Here is a 24,278-nt window from a genome sequence, read left to right on the forward strand (position 1 = left end):
CCCTACCAGCCGGCCCGGCGCGCTCAGCTCATCCGACCCACCGCGGCCCGGAGCCGGGCCAGGTCCCGCCGCCGCCGCTCGTACGTGGCGGCGAGCCCGATCAGCGCGAGCCCGCCGACCGCCAGGTAGATCCACCGGGGCAGCACGTCCCAGCCGCGGCCCAGCTCGTGCAGCGCGAGCACGGCGAGGGTGCCCCCGCCGAGCAGCACCGGGGCCTGCCAGCGCCGGGTCGCTCCGGACAGCACCACGGCGAGCGCGGCGGCGCCGAGCAGCAACCGGCGCCACGGCTGCGGCTCCGGCGCGACCAGCACCGACACCAGGCTGGGCAGCAGCCCGGCGGCCAGCCCGGGGCCGAGCGCGAGCCAGCTGTTCAGCCCGGGTCGGGTGCGCAGCGCCAGCGTGCCCGCGCCGAGGGCGAGCGCCGCGGCCGGCAGCGTGTACGCCTCCAGCACGACCACACCCCCGGCGGCCAGCAGCAGCCAGGCGCCGAGCAGCTCGCTGCCGCCGGCGATGCCGGCGAACGCCCACCGCCGACCGGCGGACTCGCCCGGGCGCAGCACCCGCAGTGCGACGGCGGCCCCCCAGAGCACGCACACCGCCGCGGCGTGCCGGAGCGCGCCCCCGGTGAGCAGCAGCCCGACCAGCGCCACGGCCTGGGCGGCGGCGTCCAGCGCGGCGGCCGCCGGGTGCCGCCGGCCGGCCAGGACGGCGGCGACGGCCAGGGTCAGCGCCGCCACCGCCAGCACGGTGAACGCGGCAGCGCGCAGCGGCAGGCCGCCGGCCAGCGGCGCGGTGACCGCGAGCCCGGTCGCGGCGGCCACCGCGACCAGGCTCGCGGCGAGGCGTACCTCGGCCCGCCGCCCGGCCACGCCGACCACTGTCGCGGTCACCGCCAGCACGCCGAGACCGGCGAGCGTGCCGGCCCGGGTGGCCAGCAGGCCGAGGAACCCGGAGCCGGTCAGCGCCAGCCCCACCGGCACGGTGACCGGGACGAGCAGCGGGCGCGGCGCGGTCAGCGCGGCGAGCAACAGCGCGGCCACGCCGAGGGCCAGGACGACGGCCGGCACCACCGGCCAGGGCGCGCCCGCGGCCACCAGCAGCACCGGCGCGGCGGCCGCGGCGAACGGCAGAGCGGCGAGCGCGGCCGGCCACCAGCCCACCGGTCCGCCGGACACCCCCGGGCTGCCACCAGCCGGGGCCGCGCCACCGCTCGGAACACCCGCACCGTCGGCGGCCGGGACGGTGGCACCGCCCGGGGCGACCGGAGCGGCGCCGGTCGAGCTGTCGCCGGCCCCGCCGGCCCGACGCGGCCAGGCGGCCAGCACGGCGGCGAGCGCCAGCACGGCCAGCGCCAGGCCGGCCGGCAGGGCCGCCGGATCGGGCGCCGCGTCGGGCCGCCCCGACCAGGGCGCCGGCGGGCCGCCGTACGGGGTGACCAGCACGGTCACCACCACCGGGACGGCGGTCAGCACGGCCACGGTCAGCAGCACCGCCCCGGCGATCAGTCCGGCCGTATCGCCGGCCGGCAGCGACTGCCGGAACCGGGTCCGGAACCCGCCGAGGGCGACCAGCAGCGTCGCCACGGCCGCGTAGAGCGCCACCGGCTCGTCGGCCGGTACGACCAGCGGCCCGAGCCCGACCAGCGCGGCCGCCCCGGCCAGCCCCGCCGAGGCGTACCCGGACACCTCGGGCCAGTGTCGACGGACGGCGAGCAGCGCGACCGGCAGCAGCGCGGCGGCGCCGAGCGCGGCCCGCGCCTGCCACCAGGCCGGCGCCCCCGCGCCGATCAGCGCGACAGCGCCGCCCCCGGGCACCGCGAGCAGCGCGGCCACCAGCGCGGACCCGCCCACCGCCCGCCGCACCGGCGTTCCGCGCCGGCCGGCGGCGGCCGTGGCCAGCCCGGCGACCAGGATCACCGCGAGCGCCGCGCCGGCCCCGCCGGGGGCGGCCAACCCCACCAGCAGGCCGTGCCCGAGCAGCACGGCCCCGGCCGCCGCCGCGGTCAGCACGGTCCACGACCGGGCCGGGCGAGCCACCGCGACGACCAGCAGCACCGCCCCGACCACCAGGTCGACGGTGAGCGCGAACGGCCAGGGCGTCGGCCCGGCGGCGGGCAGGGCGAGCGCGACCGCCGCCGGGCCGGCCGCGGCCAGCGCCGCGCGCGCCGCCACCGGCAGCAGCATCGCCAGCGCGGCCACGGTGATCGCCACCGCTACCGGAAGCTGCCAGCCCCAGGCGAAGTCCGGCCCCTCTGCGGCACCCCGCCACGGCGGCAACGACCGGGCGACCCCGTCCCCGGCGAACACGACGGTCATCAGCACGGTCAGCTGGAGCAGACCGCCGGACACCAGGAGGGCGCCGGTCCGCGGGCCGCTGCGCGCCCCCGCCGGCAGCAGCCGCACCGCGGCGGCCAGCCCGACCGCGACCAGCGCCGCCGCCACCAGCAGCAGCGACTCCCGCAGCTCGGCCACCGGCCGCAGCAGCGCACCGGCCAGCACCGGCACCAGCAGCCCGGCGGCCACCGCGCGGAAGACCGCCCCGCCGGCCAGCAGCGCCGCCCCCAGCAGGGTCGCCGCCACCAGCAGCAGCGGCAGCCCGGCCAGCAGCGGCGTGCCGGCGGCCCGGCCGACCGCGAGCGGCACCAGGGCGCAGCCGGCCGCCACGACCAGCGCGGCCGCGTACGCGACCCAGGCCGTCACCCGACCGGCGGGCGCCGCACCGGCGGCCCGACCGCGCAACGCCACCAGCACGGCGAGATCCAGCAGCGCCACCCCGACGAAGGCCAGCGACCAGCCGGCCGGCCCCGGCCGCGCCTCCACGGCCACCAGCGGCAGCACCGGCTGGGCGGCCAGCAGCGCCGCGAACCACGGCACGGTGAGCCGGCTGAGCCGGGCGTACCCGAGGGCGGCCGCCGCGCTGGCCCCCCCGACCAGCGCGGCGTACCGGGTCCCCGGCCAGCCGGCCACCCCGAACAGGTTCACCGACCAGGCGGCGTAGCCGTCCAGCACCACCAGCAGCAGCCCCACCGCGGCGAACGTCTCCGCGGTGCCCCGCAGCCCGCGCCGCACCGCCAGCAACGGGCCGGCCAGGGCCAGCGCGGTGACCGCGGCCAGGATCAGCGCCCGGCCGGCCACCCCGACGGCGGCCCAGGCCACCGCCGTGAAGACCACCGCGGCGGTGCCGAGCAGCAGTCCACCGAGGACAAAGAGCAGGCCCTGCACCGTACGGGTGGAGGTCTCCGCCGCGCCGGCCACGGCAGGCCGGTGCGCCACGGCCGGCGGACCGACCACGGCGGGCGGGGCGGCCACGGCGGGCACGGTGGCCGGGCCCGGTCGTGGCGGCGCGCCGGCCGCGGTGGCCGGGCGGGCCACCGGGAGCGGGAACTGCGCCCGGATCGCCGCGGCCAGCCGGTCCCGGCGCTGCCGGGTCGTCGCCAGCCGGTCGACCAGCTGCTGGTACGTCTGCCGGGCCCGCTCCGCCTCGGCGCCGAGCGCGACGATCTCCCGGTCGAGCCGGATCACCTCGGCCGCTGACGGGTACGGCGGCCGGCCGCAGCCGGAGCAGCCGGAGCGCAGGTCGGCGGGCGCGCCGCAGGCCGGGCAGGGGTAGCCGGTGTTCTCCACCCGGCCATCCTCGGCGGCCGGAGCCCAGCCGCCCAGAGTGCGCGTACTCAGGGTCGGGTCTGCTCGCGCACCCACGCGGCGTACGGCGGGTCGCTCTCCACCCGGGCCACCAGGATCTCCGGCACCTCGTACGGGTGCCCGGCGCGGATCTGGTCGACCAGCGCGGACACCCGGTCCTCGGTGGTCTTGAACTGCACCGACCACTCGGCGTTGGTCTCCACCGCGGCCCGCCACCAGTAGGTGCTGTCCACCTGGCCGCCCACCTGCGCGCAGGCCGCCAGCCGCGCGTCCACCGCCGCGCCCGCCAGCGCGTCGGCGGCCGAGCGCGCGTCCACCACCGTCGTCACCACGCAGATCTGTTCCACGAGCGCACCCTACGCGGGCCCGTCCCGGTTGACGGCGATCCACTCGTCGATCCGGTGCCACCAGTCGAAGAGCCAGTCGATGCGCTGCTGCCGGTCGGCCGGCACCTCCTCGGGCGGCACCGACCAGAAGCGCATCACGATCCGCTTGTCCATCGGCAGCTCCCGCCAGACGTCGGCGACGGTGAGCATCCGGTCGAGTCCGGTGTGCGCCACGAAGATCACCCCGGCGTCCGGGGCGGCGTCCAGCGCGGCCAGCAGCCCGCCGGGCTGCGGCGCGAGCACGTGCCGCATCCGCTCCGCGCGCAGCGCCATCCGCTCCAGCCCCCGCGAGCGCAGCCGGGCGATGGCCCGCAGCCGGCGTTTCGGGGTGAAGTTGCCGCCCTCCGGGAAGATCACGAACGCGTCGTCGTCGTCCAGGTCGGTGGCCAGGTGCCCGATCTGCTCGGTGACCGACCCGCGCCCGTCCGGCCCCGGCGCGATGAACCGGTTGGGCAGCCGGTTGAGCAGCACGTCGATCGCCGGGTCCCACTGCAGGGTGTCCTTGAGCACGATCCGCGGCTCGCGGCGGAACCAGTTCACCAGGGCGTGGATCAGGATGAACGAGTCGCCCGGCCCGGCGTGCCGGCAGAGCACCAGCTCGGGGCGGCCGGGCAGGGCGGTGTCCGGGTCGGTGCCGACCACCTCGATGCGCAGCCGCAGCGTCCACCGGGCCTGCCAGAACAGCAACCGCAGGAACCACCCGGCGAGCAGGTAGTGCGCCCGCTGGAAACCCGGGGTGCGGACCCGCCAGCCGAAGCCCGAGGCCACCCAGAGCACGAAGAGCGCGAGCAGCGCGGCGGCGTCCCAGACCAGGTAGACGCAGCCGAGCCAGAGCAGCCGCAGCGGACGCAGCCGCCCCGGGACCAGCGGCGACGCGGCCGCCGCGAGCAGCGCCCAGACCGGCAGCGTGGTCACCACCAGGAAGGCGAGCAGCACCACCCCGGGCGCCAGCAGCACCCGGCGGACCCACCGCGGCGGCAGCGGCATCAGCGCTCCAGCTGGGTGGCCAGGTAGCGGCGGGAGGCGGTGTACGCGCGGCTGATCCGCCGGCCCACCGCCGCCATGTCCCGGTACGCCCAGGGCGTGTCGTCGCGCGGGTTCAGCCCACCGGTGGGCAGCACGTGCACCTCCACCCCGTCGGGCAGCGCGGCCATCTCCCGGGCGAACCGGTGCCGGCGGGCGATCTCGAACGCGACCTGCGCGATCTCCCACGGCCGGCGGGGTGGGCTCAGCCCTCGCTCGATCCGGCCCACCTGGAGGACGAAGATCTGCCCCGCCCCGGCGGCGACCGCCTCGCCGATCGGGATCGAGTTGACGATCCCGCCGTCGATGAAGTGCTCGTCGCCGATCCGGGCCGGCGGCAGCAGCCCCGGTACGGAGGCGGAGGCGAGCACCGCCGGCACCAGCGGGCCGCTGTCGAACCAGTGCTCGGCGGCCCGTTCGATGTTCGCCGCGCAGCACCGGAACGGCACCCGCAGGTCGGCGAAGGTGGTCTCCGCGCCCAGCTCGCTCTCGAGCAGCTTGCGCAGCGGGCGGGGCGAGTGCAGGTGGGTCCGGGCGGCGAACCGGCGCAGCTGCCGGGCCACCGAGTCGCCGTACACCTCGCTGGCCTCCGGGGAGGCCCAGAGCCGGACCAGCCGGTCGGTGACCGCCTCGGACGGGTCGGCGGCGACCAGCGCGCCGTTCACCGCGCCGATCGAGGTGCCGAGCACCAGGTCCGGCCGGATCCCGGCCCGGAACAGCGCCCGCAGCATGCCCACCTCGACCGCGCCGAGGACGCCCCCGCCCCCGAGCACGAACGCCACCGGTCCCCGCGCCATGTGGTTCATCCTGGCACGGCCGCGCCGCTGCCCCGTCGCGGCGGCGCCGCGGGCCCCCGGGCGGCTGCCGTTGACAGGCCGGACACATTCACGCAACCTGATACCGCTCCCACCCCGAGGCAGGTGCGAACCGTGAAGCCAGCGCTGCACCCCGGCCGGCTGCTGGCCCGCCGGTACCGGTTGCTCGACCAGATCGGCGCCGGCGGGATGTCGGTGATCTGGCGTGCCCACGACGAGGTCCTGGACCGGATCGTCGCGTTGAAGGTGCTCGCCCCGTCGCTCGCCGCCGACGCCCGGTTCCGGGACATGGTGCGCACCGAGGCGCGCTCCGCCGCCCAGCTGGTGCACCCGCACGTCACAGCGGTGCACGACTACGGCGAGACGGTCGCGCCCGACGGCTCGATCACCTCGTTCGTGGTGATGGAGCTGCTGACCGGCGAGGAGCTGGAGCTGCGGCTGACCGAGGGCCCGCTGCCGTGGCCCGAGGCGGTGGAGCTGGGCGCGCAGATCGCCGACGCGCTCGCCACCGCGCACCGGCTGGGCATCGTGCACCGGGACATCACCCCGGCCAACGTGATGATGACCCGGGTCGGGGCCAAGGTGCTCGACTTCGGCATCGCCACCCGGGTCGGCGCCCCGGACGAGGACGAGGACGGCGGCACCTTCGGCACTCCGGCGTACGTGGCGCCGGAACGCCTCGACGGCGCGCCCGCGCAGCCGGCCACCGACGTCTACTCCCTCGGCGTGCTGCTCTACCAGGCGTTGACCGGCCGGGTGCCGTACCCGGCCGACACCTGGGACCAGCTCAGCGCCGCCCTGGCCACGGGCAAGCCCCCCTCGCTGGCCGGCGTGCCCGGCCTACCGGCCGAGGTGGGCCGGATCTGCCTGAGCTGCCTGACCCGGGACCCGGCCGCGCGGCCCACCGCCCGCCAGGTCGCCACCGTGCTGCGCGACCAACTGCTGCCGGCCGATCCGCAGGCCGCCACCATGCTCGCGCCGACCGTGACACTGCCCGCGCTGGCCGCCGCCGATCCGGCCACGGCGGGTCCGGCCCCCGACCCGGCCCGGCCGGAACGTCCGCGGCGCGCCCCGGCCGCCGCGGCCCGCCGGGTGCGGCGCCCGGCCCTGGTCGCGGCGGCGGTGGTGCTGCTGGCCGCGACGGGCCTGGCCGTGCCGGCGCTGTGGCCGGACGGCGACCGGCCACCGGCGGCGCTGCCCACCACGTCGCCGACCGGACAGCCCTCCCCGGCCGTACCGGACGCCGCGCCGCCCACCTCGTCGGCACCGGACGCCCCGGGGCGCGCCGAACCGACCGGCGACCTGCCCGGGCCGGACAGCCTGCTGACCGTGGCCAACCGGCTGGACGGGCTGATCGGCGCGGGGCTCGACGGCGGCGAGATCCGTGCCGACGTCGGCCTGGACCTGCGCAACGAGCTGCGGAACCTGACCGCCGCGGTGGGGTCCGGGCCGGCCGACCTGGCCGGGCCGGTGAGCCGGCTGCGGGAGAAGGTGGCCACCCGGGTGCGCGAGGGTGGCATCACCCCGGGGTACGCCCGCCGGCTGGACACCGCGATCGCTGACCTGGCCGCCGCCCGGGTCTGACCCCCGACCGGCCACCGGACACCCGCCGGTGCGGTCGACCCGCGACGCCCGATCCATGGGATGCTCAGCCCGGGCCGGCGCGGACCGGCTCGCGGGTGCCGGGGTGCGGCACGGTCCCGGCGATGAACCGCCGGTAGACCTCCTCGTAGCCGCTCGCGATCCGGTCCCGGGAGAAGCACTCCGCGACGTGCGCCACGCAGTCGGCCGGGTCGAGGCGGTTCGCCGCGCGGACCGCCTCGGGCAGCTGGTCCTCCCGGTCGCAGATCAGCCCGGTCACCCCGGGCCGGATCAGCTCGGGCACCGCCCCGCGGTTCAACGCCACCACCGGGGTGCCGGTCGCCATCGCCTCCACCATCACCATGCCGAACGGCTCCTCCCACTGGATCGGCATGATCAGGCAGCGGGCGTCGACCAGCAGGCGCAGCGCGGCGTCCCGGTCGGCGTCGAGCACCACCGTCACGTCCTCGCCGAGCAGCGGGCGGACCACCTCCTGGTAGTAGCGGCGTTCGGGCGGCTCGTTGCACTTGCCGGCCAGCACCAGCGGCAGGCCGGCCGCGCGGCAGGCCCGGATGGCCGCGTCCGGCCCCTTGTCCGGGCTGAACCGGGCCAGCCAGAGCACCGGCCCGTCACTGGGCGCGCGCTTGCTCGGCACGCCCCGCAGGTCCATCGCGTTGTGCACCGTGCCCACCCAGGGCAGCCGGGGGTTCAGCCGCCGCTGGGCGTGCGAGATGGCCACCAGTCCGACGCCGTGGTCGGTGTCGCTGAGCACGGTGCCGTACTCGCCCACCGGGTTGCCGTGCACGGTGGCCACCGTGGGAACCTGCCGCCGGCCGGCGACCAGCGGGCCGATGGTGGTGTGGTCGTGGATGACGTCGAAGTCGGCGGCGGTCACCAGTTGGTTCACCCGGGCCAGGTGGGCCAGCTCGGGCAGCGCCTCGCCGAGCCGTTCGAACTGCAGGTCCGGCACGGTGGAGACGACGTCGGCGCTGGTTCGGTGCTCCCGCCCGGCGCCGAACAGGGTGACCGCGTGCCCCCGCGCGGCCAGCGCGTCCACCAGCACCGCGACCACCTGTTCCAGCCCGCCGTAGCCGGGCGGGGGCACCGACAGCCACGGCGGGACCACCATCGCGATCCGCAGGGGCCGCTCGCGCGAACGGTCGGCCGACAGGTGGTTCAAAGCCACGGATCCTCCCCCGTCCGTCCCCTCGGTGCGCGGGCCGTCCGCCGGTCTGCCCGCCCGCCTCGACCGGCCGGGTCATCCGGATCGGCGGCGCATTCCCGGTGGCGATCCCGCTAAACCGGACATCCCGGGGCGCTCACCCACCCACCAGCAGGTTGTCGCGTACCGCCGCCACGCCCTCGGCGGACCACGCCGTCCGTTCCGCCTGGTCCCGTTCCCACCAGGAGCGGACCACGCCGTCGAGGACGACGGTGTCGCCGTCCACCGTCACGGTCACCCGCTCGGTGCCGATGCCCCGGGCCAGCGCCCGCTGGATGTCCCGCCGGGTGCGCTCGCCGTCCGGGCGGGTCGCCGGCCGCACCTCGACCAGGTTGGTCACCCCGCGGACGCCGCGCAGCCGGCGGATCTCGCGCTCGGCGGTACGCCGCTGCCAGCCGAACTCCACCGCACCGCGGAGCATCACCCAGCCGTTGGCCACCGTGACGTCGAGCCGCTCGGCGGGGACGAAGCTGTCCCACTCCAGCGCCCGGCTGACGGCGATGGCGATGTCCTCGTCGGTGCGCTCGGCCGAACCGGGCAACCGGACCTCGACGTCGTCGGCCACCACCCGTACGCCGCGGACCCGCTGCGCGCAGCGCTCGGCCGCCCACTTCGCCGCGGTGCTGTCGACCCAGCCGGTCAGCGTCACCACGCCGTCCCGCACGGTGACGCCGATGTCGTTCGGTTGCACCCGCACGTCCCAGGCCAGTTCCTCGAGCACGTCCCGCTGGATCTGCGCGTCGGTCCGGACGCTCGTTGCCGTGGTCATCGCACCCTCCCGTACGCCTGCCGGGTCTCCTGCCGACGGTGCCGGCGCGCCGGGTGAGGGCGGTTCACCCGGACCGGGTGAACCATCCGGGAAAGGAGTGGGCGGCGGGTGACGGGACCAACCCCCTTGGCCCCGTCACCCGCCGCCCGTGGGAGGAGGCAGGCTTCGGTACGGATTAGGACGCTTCGGCGAGCGTCACGGTTGCCGTCGACTCGGATCCGTTTCGCTGGTAGGTCACCTCGACCCGGTCGCCGACCTTGCCGGCCTGCACGGCACCGACCAGGTCGTTGGAGTCGTTGATCACCTTGTCGCCGAAGCGGGTGATCACGTCGCCCTGGCGCAGGCCGGCCTTCTCGGCGGCGCTGCCCGGGGTGACGGCGGCGACCAGCGCCCCGCCGTCCGGGGCGGCATTGACGCTCACGCCCAGCGACGGGTGGCTGACCTTCTCACCGCGCTGGAGCTTGCCGGCCACGTCCTTGGCCTTGTTGCTCGGGATGGCGAAGCCCACCCCGATGTTGCCGCTGCCCTGGCCGGCGGTGGCGATGGCGGTGTTGATGCCGATCACCTCGCCGCGGGTGTTGACCAGCGCGCCGCCGGAGTTGCCCGGGTTGATCGGCGCGTCGGTCTGCAGCAGCCCGGAGATCGAGCTGGCGCCCTGGCCCGGGGCCTGCCGCTGCTCCCCGCTGCCGGCCTGGATGGTGCGGTCCCGGGCGCTGAGGATGCCGGCGGTCACCGAGCCCTGCAGGCCCAGCGGGCTGCCCAGGGCGAGCACCTGGTCGCCGACCTGCATGGCGTCGCTGTCGCCGAAGGTGGCCGGCTTCAGGCCGCTGACCCCGGAGGCCTTCACCACGGCCAGGTCGGTCTTCGGGTCGGTGCCGACGACCCGCGCCTGGGCGCTCTTGCCGTCGGCGAAGACCACCCGGACGCTGTTCCCGCCGGCCGCGGCGACCACGTGGTTGTTGGTCAGCACGTAGCCGTCGTCGCTGAGGATCACGCCCGATCCCTCGCCGCTGTCGGTGGTGATCGACACGACGCTGTCCTGCACCGCGGCGGCGATCCGCGGCAGGTCCGCACCGTTGATCACGGGTGCGGCGGAGTAGGTGCGGGTGATCCCGCCGGAGTCGCCGTCCACGGCGAGCGCCAGCGCGCCGCCGGCGACGCCGGAGCCGAGCATCAGCGCCAGCACCGCGACGCCCGCACCGGCGAACTTGGCGATCCGGCCGGGTCGCGGCGCGGGCTGCGCCGGCGCCCAGGGCGGGGTCGGCTGGCCCGGGTGCTGCTGCGGGAAGGCGCCTCCCGGGTGGCCCGGCTGACCCCCGCCGGTCCAGCCGGAGTGCTGCCCGGAGTACCAGGGGCCGCCCGGGTAGCCGCCGGCGCCCGGGTGGCCGGGCCCGCCGGCCGGGTACGGGTGCCCGCCGGCCGGGGCGTGGCCCGGCTGGCCGGAGGTCGGGTACGGGGCGGCGGACGGCGCGGCCGAGGTGGGCTGGGCCGCGACGGCCGCGACCGGGACGGTGGGCTCGTTGCCGGCCGGGGCCTGCTCCGGCAGCCGGACCGGGGCAGGCGACGTGCCGTCGGCCGGCCGGCCGGCACCGGGGTGCTCGGCGGTGGGGTGCTCGGCGGGCCCGGTGGCGGGCTGGCCGACGGTCGGCCCGGCGGGCGGCGTGGCGACCTCGGCGGTCGGCTCGGCGGCCTCGGCGGACCGGGCGGCGGGATCGGCGGCCGGGCCCGCCTCGGTGGTCGGGGAGTCGGACTGCGCGCGCTCGACGTGCGGCAGCTCGGCGGTGGGGTGCGACGGCTCGGCGTCGGTGGGGGCCGGCCGGCGCTGCGGGTCGGACTCGTACTCGGTCATGTCTCCACCTTGCCCCTGCGCTCTGCGATCAGCCTGGAACCGGCCTGAAGGTTGGCTGAAAATCACTCGCCGTCGATGTCCACGTCCGGCACCAGCGGCAGCCGAACCCGGAAGGTCGCTCCCCCGCCCGGGGTCTCGGCCACCTCGACGGTGCCGTGGTGGGCGGCCACCAGCGCGGCGACGATGGCCAGGCCGAGCCCGGTGCCGGTGTTGCCACCGGCCCGCCGGGTACGGGCGGCGTCCACCCGGTAGAACCGCTCGAAGACGCGTTCCGCCTGTTCGGGGGCGAGTCCGGGGCCGGTGTCGGCCACCTCCACGACTGCCAGGTTGCCGGGCTCGGCGCGCAGCCGCAGGGTCACCGACGCCTCCGCCGGGGTGTGCGTCAGCGCGTTCGTCATCAGGTTGCCGATGATCTGCCGGAGCCGACCGTCGTCGCCGTAGACCACCAGGGGCCCGGAGCCGGGCTCGATCTCCAGCTCGATCCGGCGTTCCGGCGCCATCACCCGGGCGGCCTCCACCGCGTCGCTGGCCAGCACCGGTAGCTCAACCGGGGCGAGGGAGAGCGGCCGCTCCCGGTCCAGCCGGGCGAGCAGCAGCAGGTCCTCCACCAGCAGGCCCATCCGGGCCGCCTCGTCCTCGATCCGGCGCAGCAGGTCGGCGGTCTGCTCCGGGGCGCGGGCCGCGCCCTGCCGGTACAGCTCGGCGAAACCGCGGATGGTGGTCAGCGGGGTACGCAGCTCGTGCGAGGCGTCCGCGACGAACTGCCGCATCCGCTCCTCCGAGCGCCGGGCCCGGGCCTCGGACGCCTGCGCGGCGACGGCCGCGTCCCGGGCGCTCGCCTCGGCCGAGCGGGCCGCCGTCTCCGAGGCCGCCCGGGCGGTGAAGGCCGCCTCGATCTGGGTGAGCATCGCGTTCAGCGCCCGGGAGAGCCGGCCCAGCTCCGAGGTGGGGCACTCCTGCCCCTCCTCCGGGTCGGGCACCCGGCGGGTCAGGTCGCCGCCGGCGATGGCGGCGGCCGTCCGCTCGATCTCCACCAGCGGTTTCAGGCTGGTCCGGACGATCGCCGCACCGATCGAGGCGAGCAGGATCAGCACCGACCCGCCGACCAGGATGTCGATCCAGACCAGCCGGGCGACCGCCCGGTCGACGTCGGTGAGGTGCTGGCCGAAGGCCAGGATCCGACCGTTGTCCAGCTCGGTGTAGAGCATCCGCCAGCGGGTGTGCCCGTCCACCGACCGGACGGTGAACGGCTCGCCGACCTCCTCGGCGAACCCCTGGTAGCTGGTCGGCGTCCGGGGTAGCTCGCCCGAGCGCAGCCCGGAGTAGTAGGCGGTCGGATCGACCCTGCCCGATGGAAAGGCCTGCGCGGCCACGTAGTCGCTGGGGATACCGACGAAGATCTTGTTCCCCTCGACCTGCGCGCGTTCGAGCGCCTGCGCCACCCCGTTCGTGCCGCCCCGCAGTTCGTTGTCGACCTGGTCGATCAGGTAGCTGCGCAGGAAGACGGCGGTGAGCGAGCTGATCACCAGCAGCGCCAGCGCCACCAGGGCGAGAACCGAGGTGACCAGCTTGACCCGGAGCGGGACGCTCCGGAGTCGGAGCTTCGCCTGGTGGACCGTGTTCACGCCGCCGGCTTGCGCAGCACGTAACCGACGCCCCGGAGGGTGTGGATCAGCCGGGGCTCGACGTTGTCCACCTTGCGCCGCAGGTAGGAGATGTAGGACTCGACGATGTTGTCGTCACCGCGGAAGTCGTAGTTCCAGACGTGGTCGAGGATCTGCGCCTTGGACAGCACCCGGTTGGCGTTCAGCATCAGGTAGCGCAGCAGCTTGAACTCGGTCGGCGAGAGCTGCACCCGCTGGCCGGCCCGGTGCACCTCGTGGGTCTCCTCGTCCAGTTCCAGGTCGGCGAAGGTGAGCCGGGACGGGGCCTGCTCGCCGGTGCTGGTGCGCCGCAGCACCGCCCGGATCCGGGCGGTCAGCTCCTCCAGGCTGAACGGCTTGGTGACGTAGTCGTCGCCGCCCAGGGTGAGCCCGCGGATCTTGTCGTCGGTGGCGTCCCGGGCGGTCAGGAAGACCACCGGGGTACGGGTGCCCCCCTCGCGCAGCATCCGGATCACCTCGAAGCCGTCCAGGTCGGGCAGCATCACGTCGAGCACCACCAGATCGGGCCGGTGGTCCTTGGCGGCGCTCAGCGCGGAACTGCCGCTGGTCGCGGTGGCCACGTCGAAGCCCGCGAACCGTAGGCTCGCGGAGAGCAGTTCGAGGATGTTGGGATCGTCCTCGACGACGAGCAGTCGCGCCTCGGTCTGGGTAGCGGGCATGTGCCCATCATCCGCGCCGTCGCTGCGTCCGGCCTGGGTGGTCCCTGGAAAAACCCTGTGAGCCGCCCCGCCAGCCGCTGGACGGCCCGCCCGGCATGCTGGGCGCGCGTCCACGGGGCGGGCGCGGCCCGCACGGCGGCGGAGGTCAGCGCAGCAGCCGGCGCAGCCCGTCCAGGGCGCCGTCGAGCAGCCGGATCGCCGTCCGCAGCTGCGCGTCGCTGAGCCGCCGGGCCCGGACCAGCGCGGCCACCTCGCCGGTGAACGCGGCCAGTCGCTGGTCGAACTCGGCCTGGGCGGCCGGTTCCGGCCCGGGCGGCGGAGGTGCGGTGGCGGGAGCGGGAGACGGAGCGGGGGCGGGTGCGGGCGGGACCCACCGGCCGCGCCGGGTCTGCCGGGTCGCCTCGCGCAGTTCCCGCTTGAGGTCGCGGACGGAGCCGCGTACCTCGCTGCGGATCTCCCCGGCCAGGGTGGAGAGATCGGCCACCGAGGCCGCGATGTCCGATTCCAGGGCGGCCAGTTCGCCGGCCCGCTGGTTCAGCTCGGCCCGCCCGGCGTCGGTGATCTCGTAGACCTTCCGGCCCCCGGCCGCGGTGTGGCTGACCAGCCCGTCGGCCTCCAGCCGCTGCAACCGCGGGTAGATGGTGCCGGCGCTGGGGGCGTACAGGCCGAGGAACCGCTCCTCCAGCAGGCGGATCAGCTCGTATCCGTGCTTGGGGCCGCCGTCGAGGAGCTTGAGCAGGTAGAGCCGGAGCCGCCCGTGACTGAACACGGCGGTCACGGCAACTCCTCCTCGTCGTCGTCCACCGGACGGGCGAGCAGCGCGATGCTGCCGGAGGTGGCGGACGCCCAGAGCCTACCCTCGCCGGCGCCGAGCACCCCCTCGCTGTCGACCACCGCGCCCAGCGCGGCGTTGCCGCGTACCGCCGGGAAGCCGCTGGTGATCCGCCCGGACGAGGTGTGCAACCGGACGGCGAGGTCGCTGTCCTCCCGGACCCGGACGGTGATGCTGCCGGAGATCGTGCTCAGCCGGATGTCGCTGCGCCGGGGATTGTCGAAGTCGCAGGTGATGGCGCCGGAGACGGTCTGCGCGCGGACCTGGCCGGGCGCGCTGTCGGCGAGGATGACCTCGCCCGAGACGGTCTCCACCTCGAGGTCGCCGGTCACCCCGAGCGCCTCCACCGGGCCCGAGGTGATCTTCGCGGCGGTCCGCCCGCGCAGCCCCATCAGGGTGATCTGGCCGGCGGTCACGTCGGCCCGGGTCTGCCGGCGCAGCCCGGAGGCGACCAGCGAGCCCTCGGTCAGGTGCAGGTCGGCGAGCACGTCGGCGGGGACCGCGACCGAGACGTCGACCCGGGGCAACCGGGCCAGCGGCCCGACCCAGAACAGCGCGTCCCACCAGCGGTTGCCGCGCGGCTGCCGGACGGACAGCCGCCCGTCGCGGTGCTCGATCCGGACCGGCCGGCGGCCGACCCGGGTGACGTCCACCCGGGGCGGGCCGTCGGCGGCCACCACGTTGAGCCGGCCGCTGACCAGGCGGACGTCGAGCCGGGTGACCGGCCCGTCCAGGGTGAGCCGCTGCGGACTGTCGACGGTCCACTCGGTCATGGTTCCTCCCTCGGCGGGCGCGGCGGGGCGCGCCGACGCCGAGGAGACTAACGCGATACATCGCGATATGGCAAGACGGTGTCGCGGGCGCGGGCGGGGAGGCTCGGGGTCAGGCGGCCAGGTCGACCTCCCACGCCGCCCGTTGCCGCGGCGCCGGTCGGGCGGCCGCCGGGCGGAGGTGTACGGCCGACTCGGCGGCCCGGGCCAGCATCCGCCGGTCCGCCCCCGGGGCGGGGTGCAGCGCGGTCGTCACGGTCACCGTGAGCACCAGGCCGGGGCTGGCCAGCACCCGCCGCAGCGACCGCCACAGGTGCTCGTCGCCGAGGAAGGCCGGCGCCGTGGTCGCCTCCCCGGTCGCCGCGTCCCGGTAGCCGATCCGCAACGGCACCACCGGAGCGCCGGTGTCGACGGCCGCCTGGAACACCGCCGGCCGGAACCCGCCCGGTGGCCGGCAACCCGTCGCCGCGCCGCACCAGGTGGTGCCCTCCGGGAACACCGCCACGGCCCGACCCGCCCGCAGCGCGTCCGCCACCCGGCCGACGGTGGCCGGCAGGTCGCGGGGTCGGGCCCGGTCCACGAAGAGGGTGCCGGCGGCCCGGGCCAGCCAGCCCAGCAGGGGCCAGCCGCGTACCTCGCGCTTGGCCACCGGCCGGGCCGGCGCGACGGCGAGCACGGCCAGCACGTCCAGCCAGGACAGGTGGTTGGCGACCAGCAGCGCGCGCCGCCGGGGCAGCCGGCCGCGGACCACCAGGCGCACCCCGAGCGCCCGGGCGGTGGCCCGGGCCCAGCCGCCCAGCGCCGCCCGCCGCTCCGCCGCCGGCAGCAGCGGCAGCAGCACCGCCAGGCCGGTGCCGAGCACCAGCATCCCGAGCAGGGCGGCCAGCCGCGCGGCCCGGCGAACCGCCGGCACGACCGGGGTCCGGCCGGGCGCCGGCAGGCAGTCCGGGCCGCAGCCGGAGGCCGGCCGCCAGAGGTCGAGCCCGCTCACCGGTCCGCTCCCGCCGGCCGGTCCGCCCCGGCCAGGAAGTGCCGCAGGTAGCGCGGGTTCATCCGGTCCAGCGAGAACAGCACGTAGAAGTCGGCGACCCCGAAGTCCGGGTCGTACGCCGGCTCGCCACAGATCCACGCGCCCAGCCGGAGGTAGCCGCGCAGCAGTGGCGGCACCCGGGTCGGGCCGGCCGGGCCGGGATCCGGGACCGCCGCCCGGGCGCCCGGTTCGGCGAACCAGGGCCGCAACGGGCGGACCCGCAGCGGCGGCGGCGCCAGGTGCCGGGCGCGCGCCCGGGCCCAGACCTCGGCGGCGGCGAGCCCGCCGTCCGCGACCGGCACCGAGGCGCAGCCGCCGAGCCAGCGGGAGCCGCGCAGGTGCAGGTAGCGGGTGATGCCGGCCCACATCAGGTTGATCACCGCGCCGGTCCGGTGGTCCGGGTGCACGCAGGAGCGGCCGGTCTCGACCAGGACGTCCCGCAGCGGGGCGAGCGGGGTCAGGTCGAACTCGCCCTCGGCGTACCGGCGGGCGGTCCGGCCGGGCGGCAGCAGCCGGTACGTGCCGACCACCTCGCCGGTGCGTTCCTCCAGCACGACCAGGTGGTCGCAGTACGGGTCGAGGTCGTCGGCGTCCAGGCCGGCGGAGCCCGGGAGGGTGGCCCCGAGTTCGGTGGCGAACACCTCGTGCCGGAGGCGTTGCGCGGCCGCGACCCGGGTCGGGTCGTCGGCGATCAGCAGGGTGTATCCGCTGGTCGTCAGGGGTGCGCCAGCGGCGGGCAGGACAGCCATGGGAACTGTGTAGGCGGCCCGGGTGCCGGTCGCGGTGACCAGGAGTGTCGATCCGGTGAACGCCGGCCGGCGACCCGTGACGGGTGGCGGCGCGCGGGCACGAGACCGCCCGGGCGACGGCCAGCGGCGCGGCACGGGCGGGGGCAGCGGCCCAGTCGGGGGGTGAGCGCGGCGGCGCGGCCGGGTGAGCGCGGCGGCGCGACACCGGTGGCGGGTGCCGGGTCCACCGGGGCGGGAGGGGTGCGCCGCCACCGGCACCCGGCGTGCGAGGCTGCCGGAGCGGCCGGCGACGACGCCGGAGCCGCGACCGTCGGAGGTGTCTGATGATCATCGAGTCCCGCTTCAACGGGCCGCCCGGCTCGGGCAACGGCGGCTGGAGCGCCGGGCTCTTCGCGGCCGCGTCCGGCGGGCCGGGGCCGGTCGAGGTGACGCTGCGCCGGCCGCCGCCGCTGGAGACCCCGCTGACGCTCGCCGACGGCGAGGTCCACGACCCGGACGGGCACCTGGTCGCCGAGGTCCGCCCGACCGGGGAGATCGCGGCGGTGGTGCCGCCGGTGGACCTGCCGACCGCCCGGGCCGCCGCGGCCGGGTACCCCGGTCTGGTCGACCACCCCTTCCCCGGCTGCTACGTCTGCGGGCCGCGGCGGGCGGACGGGCTGCGGATCTTCCCGGGTCGGCTGCCGGACGGGCGGACCGCCGCCCCGTTCCGGGTGCCGGCGGAGGTCGAGGTGCCGACCGTCTGGGCGGCCCTGGACTGTCCCGGCGGCTGGTCGGTGATCGCGCCCGGCCGCCCGTACGTGCTGGGCCGGATCGCCGCGACCGTGCACGCGCTGCCGGCGCCGGGCGACGAGTGCGTGGTGACCGGCGCGACCGTGGGCGGCGAGGGCCGCAAGGCGCTCGTGCACACCAGCCTGTACGGCCCGACCGGGCAGCTGCTCGGCACCGCCCGGGCGACCTGGGTGGCGCTGCCCTCCGGCTGAGGTCCGTCCCGAGGATGACCCCCCTCCTGCCCGGGGTGGAGAGGAAACTACGGACCGCGCCTGATTGACCTTGTTGCGCGCGGCCGTCACGCTGTGCAACGGCGTACCCCGACGCCATCGCACGGAGGGAGAGTAATGACTGACGGGCAGCGAAGCCCCACCGACGGTCAGATCGTGGTGTCCGGCCTGACGAAGCAGTACAAGAACGTGAGGGCGGTCAACGACCTGTCGTTCACCGTCGAGCCGGGGCGGGTGACCGGCTTCCTCGGCCCGAACGGGGCCGGCAAGACCACCACCCTGCGCATGCTGCTGAACCTGGTCACCCCCACCGCCGGCGTGGCGACCATCGGCGGCCGGCGGTACGCCGACCTGACCGACCCGCTGCGGCACGTCGGGGCGGTGCTGGAGGCGTCCAGCGCGCACAAGGGCCGGACCGGCATCAACCACCTCCGGGTGATCTGCGCGGCGGCCGGGCTGCCGAAGCAGCGGGCCGACGAGGCGCTGGCCCTGGTCGGGCTGACCCCGGCGGCGAAGCGCAAGTTCAAGGGCTACTCGCTGGGCATGAAGCAGCGCCTGGGCATCGCCGCCGCGATGCTCGGTGACCCGCGGGTGCTGATCCTCGACGAGCCGGCCAACGGTCTGGACCCGGAGGGCATCCGCTGGATGCGCGGGTTCCTCAAGGGCCTGGCCCAGCAGGGCCGCACCGTGCTGGTCTCCAGCCACCTGCTGTCGGAGATGCAGCTGCTCGCCGACGACGTGGTGATCATCGCCGCCGGCCAGCTGGTCCGGCAGGGCCCGGTGGACCAGGTGATCGGCTCGATGGCGCAGGGCGTCCGGGTGCGGGTCCGCACCCCGCAGGCCGACGCGCTGACCGCGGCGTTGAAGGCGGAGGCGGCCACGGTCGACCTCGACGAGCACGGCGCCCTGCTGGTCGGCGGGGTGGACGCCCCGACGGTCGGCCGGGTCGCCCTGGCCGCCGGCGTGGAGCTGCACGAACTCACCACGGAACGACCCGACCTGGAACGGGTGTTCCTGGAGCTGACGGCCGGAAAGGCGGACATCCGATGAACCTCGTCCGATCCGAGCTGCTCAAGATCCGTACCACCAGCACGTGGTGGTGGCTGGCGATCGGGGCGTTCCTGGCCATCGCGATGGCCTTCGCCTTCAACGCCTGGGCCGCCAGCGAGGTGTTCAAGGGCAACGGCGAGACCCTGGGCTTCAGCGGGGACCAGGCGACCGTCCCGGCGCAGGCGGCGAACATCTACACCTCCGGCCAGTACCTCGGCCTGATGTTCGTGATGCTGATCGGCATCCTGATGGTCACCAACGAGTTCTTCCACCAGACGGCGACCACCACCTTCCTGGCCACCCCGCGGCGCACCTCGGTGATCGCCAGCAAGCTGGTCGCGGCCAGCCTGCTGGGCTTCCTGTTCTGGCTGGTCACCACGCTGATCGACCTGGCCGCCGGCGCGATCTTCCTGACCGCCCAGGACCAGGGCACCCAGCTCGGCGAGTGGGCGGTGCAGCGGGCGCTGCTGTTCAACCTGCTGGCGTACGCGATCTGGACGATCCTCGGGGTCGGCATCGGCACGCTGATCACCAACCAGCTCGGCGCGGTGATCACCTCCGCGGTGCTCTACCTGGTCGGCACCCAGGTGATCGGTCTGCTGTTCCTGCTGCTGTCCAACGCGCTGGACAACCCGGCGGTGGTGAAGTGGCAGGTGATCTGGCCGGCGGTGGCGTCCACGGTGATGATCTCCGAGGGCCAGTCGGAGTTCACCCCCGCGTGGTGGGTCGGCGCCCTGGTGCTGATCGGCTACGCGGTGGTCACCGGAACCTTCGGCGTCCTGATGACCCGGCGGCGGGACATCTCCTGACCGCGAGCGGTCCGGGCGGGGGTGGTGCCGGTCGGCGCCACCCCCGCTCCGCGTCCGGGTGCGGCCACCACGTGGCGGACGGGAAAGGGGGCGTCTCCGACACCCCGCGCCTTACCAGCAGTTGTCGGAACACGCAGCGTTTACCGAACTTCTGGCATCTTCTGTGAAACGGACCACGCAGCGGAGGCGGAAATGCCTGCGGCATCCGTACGGCGTAGCCTGGGAGCCGTCTCGTGCGCGCCCCGAAGGGTGGGCGTCGCCGGGCACCGCGTGACACACAAACCCGCGTGAAAGAGGCGATTACCGGCCGTGTCGACCCAGCAGACTTCGCAGGAGAACCCACTGGCGGGTTTCGGCCCGAACGAGTGGATCGTCGAGGAGATGTACCAGCGGTACCTCGCGGACCCCAAGAGCGTCGACTCGGCCTGGCACGACTTCTTCGCCGACTACCGGCCCGGGCCGGGCGCCGCCACCCCGCGTGAGGGCCAGCCGACCGCCCCCGCCGCCCGTCCCGAGCCCGACGGCCAGCCGGAGGCGACGGCCGAGGTCGCCCAGGCGCCGACCAAGCCGGCGGAGCCGAAGCCGGCCGCCAAGCCGGCCGCACCGAAGCCGGCCGCGGCCAAGGCCGCCCCGGCCAAGCCGGCCCAGCCCAAGGCGGCGCCGGCCAAGGCGGCCCAGCCGGCCGCCACCGGCGCGCAGACCACCCCGCTGCGGGGCGTCGCGGCGCGGATCGTGCAGAACATGGACGCCTCGCTGACCGTCCCCACCGCCACCAGCGTGCGCGCCGTCCCGGCCAAGCTCCTGGTCGACAACCGCATCGTGATCAACAACCACCTCGCCCGGGGGCGCGGTGGCAAGGTCAGCTTCACCCACCTGATCGGCTACGCGCTGGTCCGGGCGCTGGCCCAGCACCCGGAGATGAACAACTCCTTCGCCGAGGCCGACGGCAAGCCGGCGATGGTCCGGCCCGAGCACGTCAACCTCGGTATCGCCATCGACCTGGTCAAGCCGGACGGCAGCCGCAACCTGGTGGTGCCGTCCATCAAGGCCTGCGAGCAGATGGACTTCCGGCAGTTCTGGCAGGCGTACGAGGACGTGGTCCGGCGGGCCCGCCGCAACGAGCTGACCATGGAGGACTACGCCGGCACCACGATCTCGCTGACCAACCCGGGCGGCATCGGCACCGTGCACTCGATGCCGCGGCTGATGCAGGGGCAGAGCGCGATCATCGGCGTCGGCGCGATGGAGTACCCGGCGCCGTACCAGGGCATGAGCGAGGCCACCCTGGCCGAGCTGGCGGTCAGCAAGGTCATCACGCTGACCAGCACGTACGACCACCGGATCATCCAGGGCGCGCAGTCCGGCGAGTTCCTCAAGGCCATGCACGAGCTGATCCTGGGCGAGCACGGCTTCTACGACGAGATCTTCACCTCGCTGCGCATCCCGTACGAGCCGGTGCGCTGGATGCGCGACGTCGCGGTCGACAGCGAGGGCCAGATCAACAAGACCGCCCGGGTGCACGAGCTGATCCACGCCTACCGGGTGCGCGGCCACCTGATGGCCGACACGGACCCGCTCGAGTTCAAGATCCGCAAGCACCCCGACCTGGACGTCCTCCAGCACGGGCTGACCCTGTGGGACCTGGACCGGACCTTCCCGGTCAACGGCTTCGCCGGCAAGCAGCGGATGAAGCTGCGGGAGATCCTCGGCGTGCTGCGCGACTCGTACTGCCGCCGGGTCGGCATCGAGTACATGCACATCCAGGACCCGGAGGAGCGGCGCTGGATCCAGGAGCGGGTCGAGCGCAAGTACGAGAAGCCGTCCCCGGACGAGCAGAAGCACGTGCTCAACCGGCTCAACGCCGCCGAGGCGTTCGAGACCTTCCTGCAGACCAAGTACGTCGGCCAGAAGCGCTTCTCGCTGGAGGGCGGCGAGTCGCTGATCCCGCTGCTGGGCGAGGTGCTGGAGGCGTCCGCCGAGGACGGGTTGGACGAGGTCGTCATCGGCATGGCCCACCGCGGCCGGCTCAACGTGCTGGCCAACATCGTCGGCAAGCCGTACGAGAAGATCTTCTCCGAGTTCGAGGGGCACCTCGACCCGCGCTCCACCCAGGGCTCGGGCGACGTGAAGTACCACCTCGGCCAGAACGGCAAGTTCACCACCCCGGACGGCGAGCATTCGGTCAAGGTCTCGGTGGTGGCGAACCCGTCGCACCTGGAGGCCGTCGACCCGGTGCTGGAGGGCATCGTCCGGGCCAAGCAGGACCGGATAGACCTCAAGCTGGAGGGCTACACCGTGCTGCCGCTGGCGGTGCACGGTGACGCCGCCTTCGCCGGCCAGGGCGTGGTGGCCGAGACGCTCAACCTGTCCCAGCTGCGCGGCTACCGCACCGGCGGCACCGTGCACGTGGTGGTCAACAACCAGGTCGGCTTCACCACCGCCCCGGAGTACAGCCGGTCCAGCCTCTACAGCACCGACGTGGCCCGGATGATCCAGGCGCCGATCTTCCACGTCAACGGCGACGACCCGGAGGCCGTGGTCCGGGTGGCCCGGCTGGCCTTCGAGTACCGCCAGGCGTTCAACAAGGACGTCGTGATCGACATGGTCTGCTACCGGCGGCGCGGGCACAACGAGGGCGACGACCCGTCGATGTCCAACCCGCAGATGTACAAGATCATCGACTCGAAGCGCTCGGTCCGCAAGCTCTACACCGAGGAGCTGATCGGCCGCGGCGACATCACCGTCGAGGACGCGGAGGAGCTGCTGCGCGACTACCAGGCGCAGCTGGAGCGGGTCTTCAAGGCCACCCGCGACGCGGCCACCACGCCCCGCCAGCTCGGCCGCCCCAAGCGCGAGGAGGAGCCGGAGCCGCAGGTGGACACCGCCACCGACGCCGCCGTGGTCAAGGCGATCGGCGAGGCGCACGTCAACCTGCCGGAGGGCTTCACCCCGCACAAGCGGATCCAGCAGCTGCTCGACCGGCGGGCCAAGATGTCCGTCGAGGGCAACATCGACTGGGGCTTCGGCGAGATCATCGCGTTCGGCGCGCTGCTGCACGACGGGGTCACCGTCCGGCTCGCCGGGCAGGACTCCCGCCGGGGCACCTTCGTCCAGCGGCACGCCTCGATCGTGGACGCGCGGACCGGCCAGGACTACCTCCCGCTCCAGTCGCTGACCGGCGACGGCGAGCGCTCCCGGTTCTTCGTGCACGACTCGCTGCTCAGCGAGTACGCCGCGATGGGCTTCGAGTACGGCTACTCGGTGGAGAACGTCAACGCGCTGGTCTGCTGGGAGGCCCAGTTCGGCGACTTCGTCAACGGCGCCCAGTCGGTGATCGACGAGTTCGTCTCCTCCGGCGAGGTGAAGTGGGGCCAGCGCTCCGCGGTCACCCTGCTGCTGCCGCACGGCCACGAGGGCCAGGGCCCGGACCACACCTCCGGCCGGCCGGAGCGGTTCCTGCAGATGTGCGCCGAGGACAACATGCGGGTGGCCATCCCGACCACCCCGGCGAACTACTTCCACCTGCTGCGACGCCAGGCCCTCTCGCCGAAGCGGAAGCCGCTGGTGGTGTTCACGCCGAAGTCGCTGCTGCGGCACAAGCTCTGCGTCTCCTCGGTCGAGGACTTCACCACCGGCACCTTCCAGCCGGTGCTGCGGGACTCGGCCGCCCCGGCGCCGCAGGGCGTGAAGCGGGTGCTGCTCTGCTCCGGCAAGGTCTACTACGACCTGCTCCAGGCCCGGCAGGAGCGCGGCATCACCGACACCGCGATCATCCGGCTGGAGCAGCTCTACCCGATGCCGGTGGAGGAGATCCGCGCCGCCCTGGCGGAGTACCCGAACGCGGAGGACTTCGCCTGGGTGCAGGAGGAGCCGGCCAACCAGGGCGCCTGGTCCTTCGTCGCGCTCAACCTGCTGGAGCACCTGGCGGACGTCCGGCTGCGCCGGATCTCCCGCCCGGCCGCCGCCGCGCCGGCCGTCGGCTCCGCCAAGATGCACGAGGTGGAGCAGAACGCCCTGCTCGAGGCGGCGCTGCCTCGCCCGTGACCTGACCGCACCGCCGAGCACCGGGGCAGAGCCCGTCACCACGACGGCTCTGCCCCGCCTCGCGTCGGCCTCCCGAACCCCACCGGCCGCCGGCCGGACGACATCCGAGGACGAACATGTACTTCACCGACCGCGGCATCGAGGAACTGGTCGAGCGCCGGGGTGACGAGCAGGTCAGCATGGAGTGGCTCGGCGAGCGGCTGCGCGACTTCGTCGACCTGAACCCGGAGTTCGAGACCCCGATCGAGCGCCTCGCCACCTACCTGGCCCGCCTCGACGATCCCGACGACGAGTAGACCCCACCTCGCACCCCACCCACCCGGTCGAGCATGAAGTTGTTGCCGCGACACGCCGGTGCGGCCGACAACAACTCCATGATCAACGCGC

At 75.3% G+C, this 24,278-nt stretch carries 19 protein-coding genes; 6 read left to right on the forward strand and 13 right to left on the reverse strand.

Features of this window, described 5'->3' with window-relative positions; translation table 11 throughout:
* Positions 1-23: 23 nt before the first annotated feature.
* Genes SM577_RS12925 through SM577_RS12940 form a run of 4 tightly spaced genes read right to left on the reverse strand, consistent with a single transcriptional unit; the run spans position 24 to position 5,847 of the window.
* Positions 24-3,623: an SCO7613 C-terminal domain-containing membrane protein gene (locus SM577_RS12925; protein ID WP_474586971.1), complete on the reverse strand. Its 3,600-nt coding sequence runs from the start codon at positions 3,621-3,623 to the stop codon at positions 24-26.
* Positions 3,624-3,670: 47 nt separating this feature from the next.
* On the reverse strand, positions 3,671-3,988 hold the full coding sequence (gene cutA / locus SM577_RS12930; protein ID WP_302919276.1) for a divalent-cation tolerance protein CutA: 318 nt from the start codon (positions 3,986-3,988) through the stop codon (positions 3,671-3,673).
* A 9-nt stretch (positions 3,989-3,997) separates the two neighbouring features.
* Positions 3,998-5,014, reverse strand: coding sequence for a 1-acyl-sn-glycerol-3-phosphate acyltransferase (locus tag SM577_RS12935; RefSeq protein ID WP_302919277.1), 1,017 nt, complete (start codon positions 5,012-5,014; stop codon positions 3,998-4,000).
* A complete protein-coding gene (locus SM577_RS12940) occupies positions 5,014-5,847 on the reverse strand; it encodes a patatin-like phospholipase family protein (RefSeq protein ID WP_302919278.1) in 834 nt (277 codons plus the stop codon). The genes SM577_RS12935 and SM577_RS12940 overlap by 1 nt, the downstream gene beginning before the upstream one ends.
* A gap of 132 nt (positions 5,848-5,979) precedes the next feature.
* Here SM577_RS12940 and SM577_RS12945 point away from each other — a divergent pair, with 132 nt between their 5' ends.
* On the forward strand, positions 5,980-7,449 hold the full coding sequence (locus tag SM577_RS12945; protein WP_474586972.1) for a serine/threonine-protein kinase: 1,470 nt from the start codon (positions 5,980-5,982) through the stop codon (positions 7,447-7,449).
* A 64-nt stretch (positions 7,450-7,513) separates the two neighbouring features.
* Here the strand turns inward: SM577_RS12945 and SM577_RS12950 are convergent, their stop codons facing one another.
* The 9 genes from SM577_RS12950 to SM577_RS12990 all read right to left on the reverse strand — a co-directional run bounded on the left by SM577_RS12950 (position 7,514) and on the right by SM577_RS12990 (position 16,990).
* The gene (locus SM577_RS12950) at positions 7,514-8,575 is read right to left on the reverse strand and encodes a glycosyltransferase family 4 protein (protein WP_474579727.1); all 1,062 of its coding nucleotides are present in this window, start codon (positions 8,573-8,575) and stop codon (positions 7,514-7,516) included.
* Positions 8,576-8,765: 190 nt separating this feature from the next.
* Positions 8,766-9,437 (reverse strand): BON domain-containing protein, encoded by a 672-nt coding sequence (locus SM577_RS12955; RefSeq protein ID WP_302919280.1) that lies wholly within the window; start codon positions 9,435-9,437, stop codon positions 8,766-8,768.
* 175 nt (positions 9,438-9,612) lie between these two features.
* The gene (locus SM577_RS12960; RefSeq protein WP_474579570.1) at positions 9,613-11,286 is read right to left on the reverse strand and encodes a S1C family serine protease; all 1,674 of its coding nucleotides are present in this window, start codon (positions 11,284-11,286) and stop codon (positions 9,613-9,615) included.
* A 62-nt stretch (positions 11,287-11,348) separates the two neighbouring features.
* Positions 11,349-12,911 carry a sensor histidine kinase gene (locus tag SM577_RS12965; RefSeq protein WP_474579569.1) on the reverse strand — a complete coding sequence of 521 codons (1,563 nt, stop codon included), beginning with the start codon at positions 12,909-12,911 and terminating at the stop codon, positions 11,349-11,351.
* Entirely contained in the window at positions 12,908-13,609 is a 702-nt protein-coding gene (locus SM577_RS12970; RefSeq protein WP_088992133.1) for a response regulator transcription factor, read from the reverse strand. The genes SM577_RS12965 and SM577_RS12970 overlap by 4 nt, the downstream gene beginning before the upstream one ends.
* 145 nt (positions 13,610-13,754) lie before the next feature.
* On the reverse strand, positions 13,755-14,387 hold the full coding sequence (locus SM577_RS12975; RefSeq protein WP_474579568.1) for a PadR family transcriptional regulator: 633 nt from the start codon (positions 14,385-14,387) through the stop codon (positions 13,755-13,757).
* Complete coding sequence (locus SM577_RS12980) at positions 14,384-15,214, reverse strand: DUF4097 family beta strand repeat-containing protein (RefSeq protein WP_474579567.1); 831 nt, start codon at positions 15,212-15,214, stop codon at positions 14,384-14,386. Before SM577_RS12980 ends, SM577_RS12975 begins: the two co-directional genes overlap by 4 nt.
* 109 nt (positions 15,215-15,323) lie before the next feature.
* Positions 15,324-16,202 carry a lysophospholipid acyltransferase family protein gene (locus SM577_RS12985; protein WP_474586973.1) on the reverse strand — a complete coding sequence of 293 codons (879 nt, stop codon included), beginning with the start codon at positions 16,200-16,202 and terminating at the stop codon, positions 15,324-15,326.
* Positions 16,199-16,990, reverse strand: coding sequence for a GNAT family N-acetyltransferase (locus SM577_RS12990; protein ID WP_302919286.1), 792 nt, complete (start codon positions 16,988-16,990; stop codon positions 16,199-16,201). The genes SM577_RS12985 and SM577_RS12990 overlap by 4 nt, the downstream gene beginning before the upstream one ends.
* Positions 16,991-17,313: 323 nt before the next feature.
* On the opposite strand from SM577_RS12990, the gene SM577_RS12995 reads away from it, so the two are divergent.
* The 5 genes from SM577_RS12995 (at position 17,314) to SM577_RS13015 (ending at position 24,187) form a co-directional block, all read left to right on the forward strand.
* Positions 17,314-17,970, forward strand: a complete 657-nt coding sequence (locus tag SM577_RS12995) for a hypothetical protein (protein WP_474586974.1) — start codon at positions 17,314-17,316, stop codon at positions 17,968-17,970.
* Between the two features lie 135 nt (positions 17,971-18,105).
* Positions 18,106-19,038 carry an ABC transporter ATP-binding protein gene (locus SM577_RS13000; RefSeq protein ID WP_302919288.1) on the forward strand — a complete coding sequence of 311 codons (933 nt, stop codon included), beginning with the start codon at positions 18,106-18,108 and terminating at the stop codon, positions 19,036-19,038.
* Positions 19,035-19,847: an ABC transporter permease gene (locus SM577_RS13005; protein ID WP_302919289.1), complete on the forward strand. Its 813-nt coding sequence runs from the start codon at positions 19,035-19,037 to the stop codon at positions 19,845-19,847. The genes SM577_RS13000 and SM577_RS13005 overlap by 4 nt, the downstream gene beginning before the upstream one ends.
* 309 nt (positions 19,848-20,156) lie before the next feature.
* Positions 20,157-23,891 carry a multifunctional oxoglutarate decarboxylase/oxoglutarate dehydrogenase thiamine pyrophosphate-binding subunit/dihydrolipoyllysine-residue succinyltransferase subunit gene (locus SM577_RS13010; protein ID WP_302919290.1) on the forward strand — a complete coding sequence of 1,245 codons (3,735 nt, stop codon included), beginning with the start codon at positions 20,157-20,159 and terminating at the stop codon, positions 23,889-23,891.
* A gap of 116 nt (positions 23,892-24,007) precedes the next feature.
* Positions 24,008-24,187: a DUF6104 family protein gene (locus SM577_RS13015; protein WP_088992124.1), complete on the forward strand. Its 180-nt coding sequence runs from the start codon at positions 24,008-24,010 to the stop codon at positions 24,185-24,187.
* Positions 24,188-24,278 lie beyond the last annotated feature (91 nt).

It is taken from the genome of Micromonospora desertarenae, from assembly GCF_056150265.1.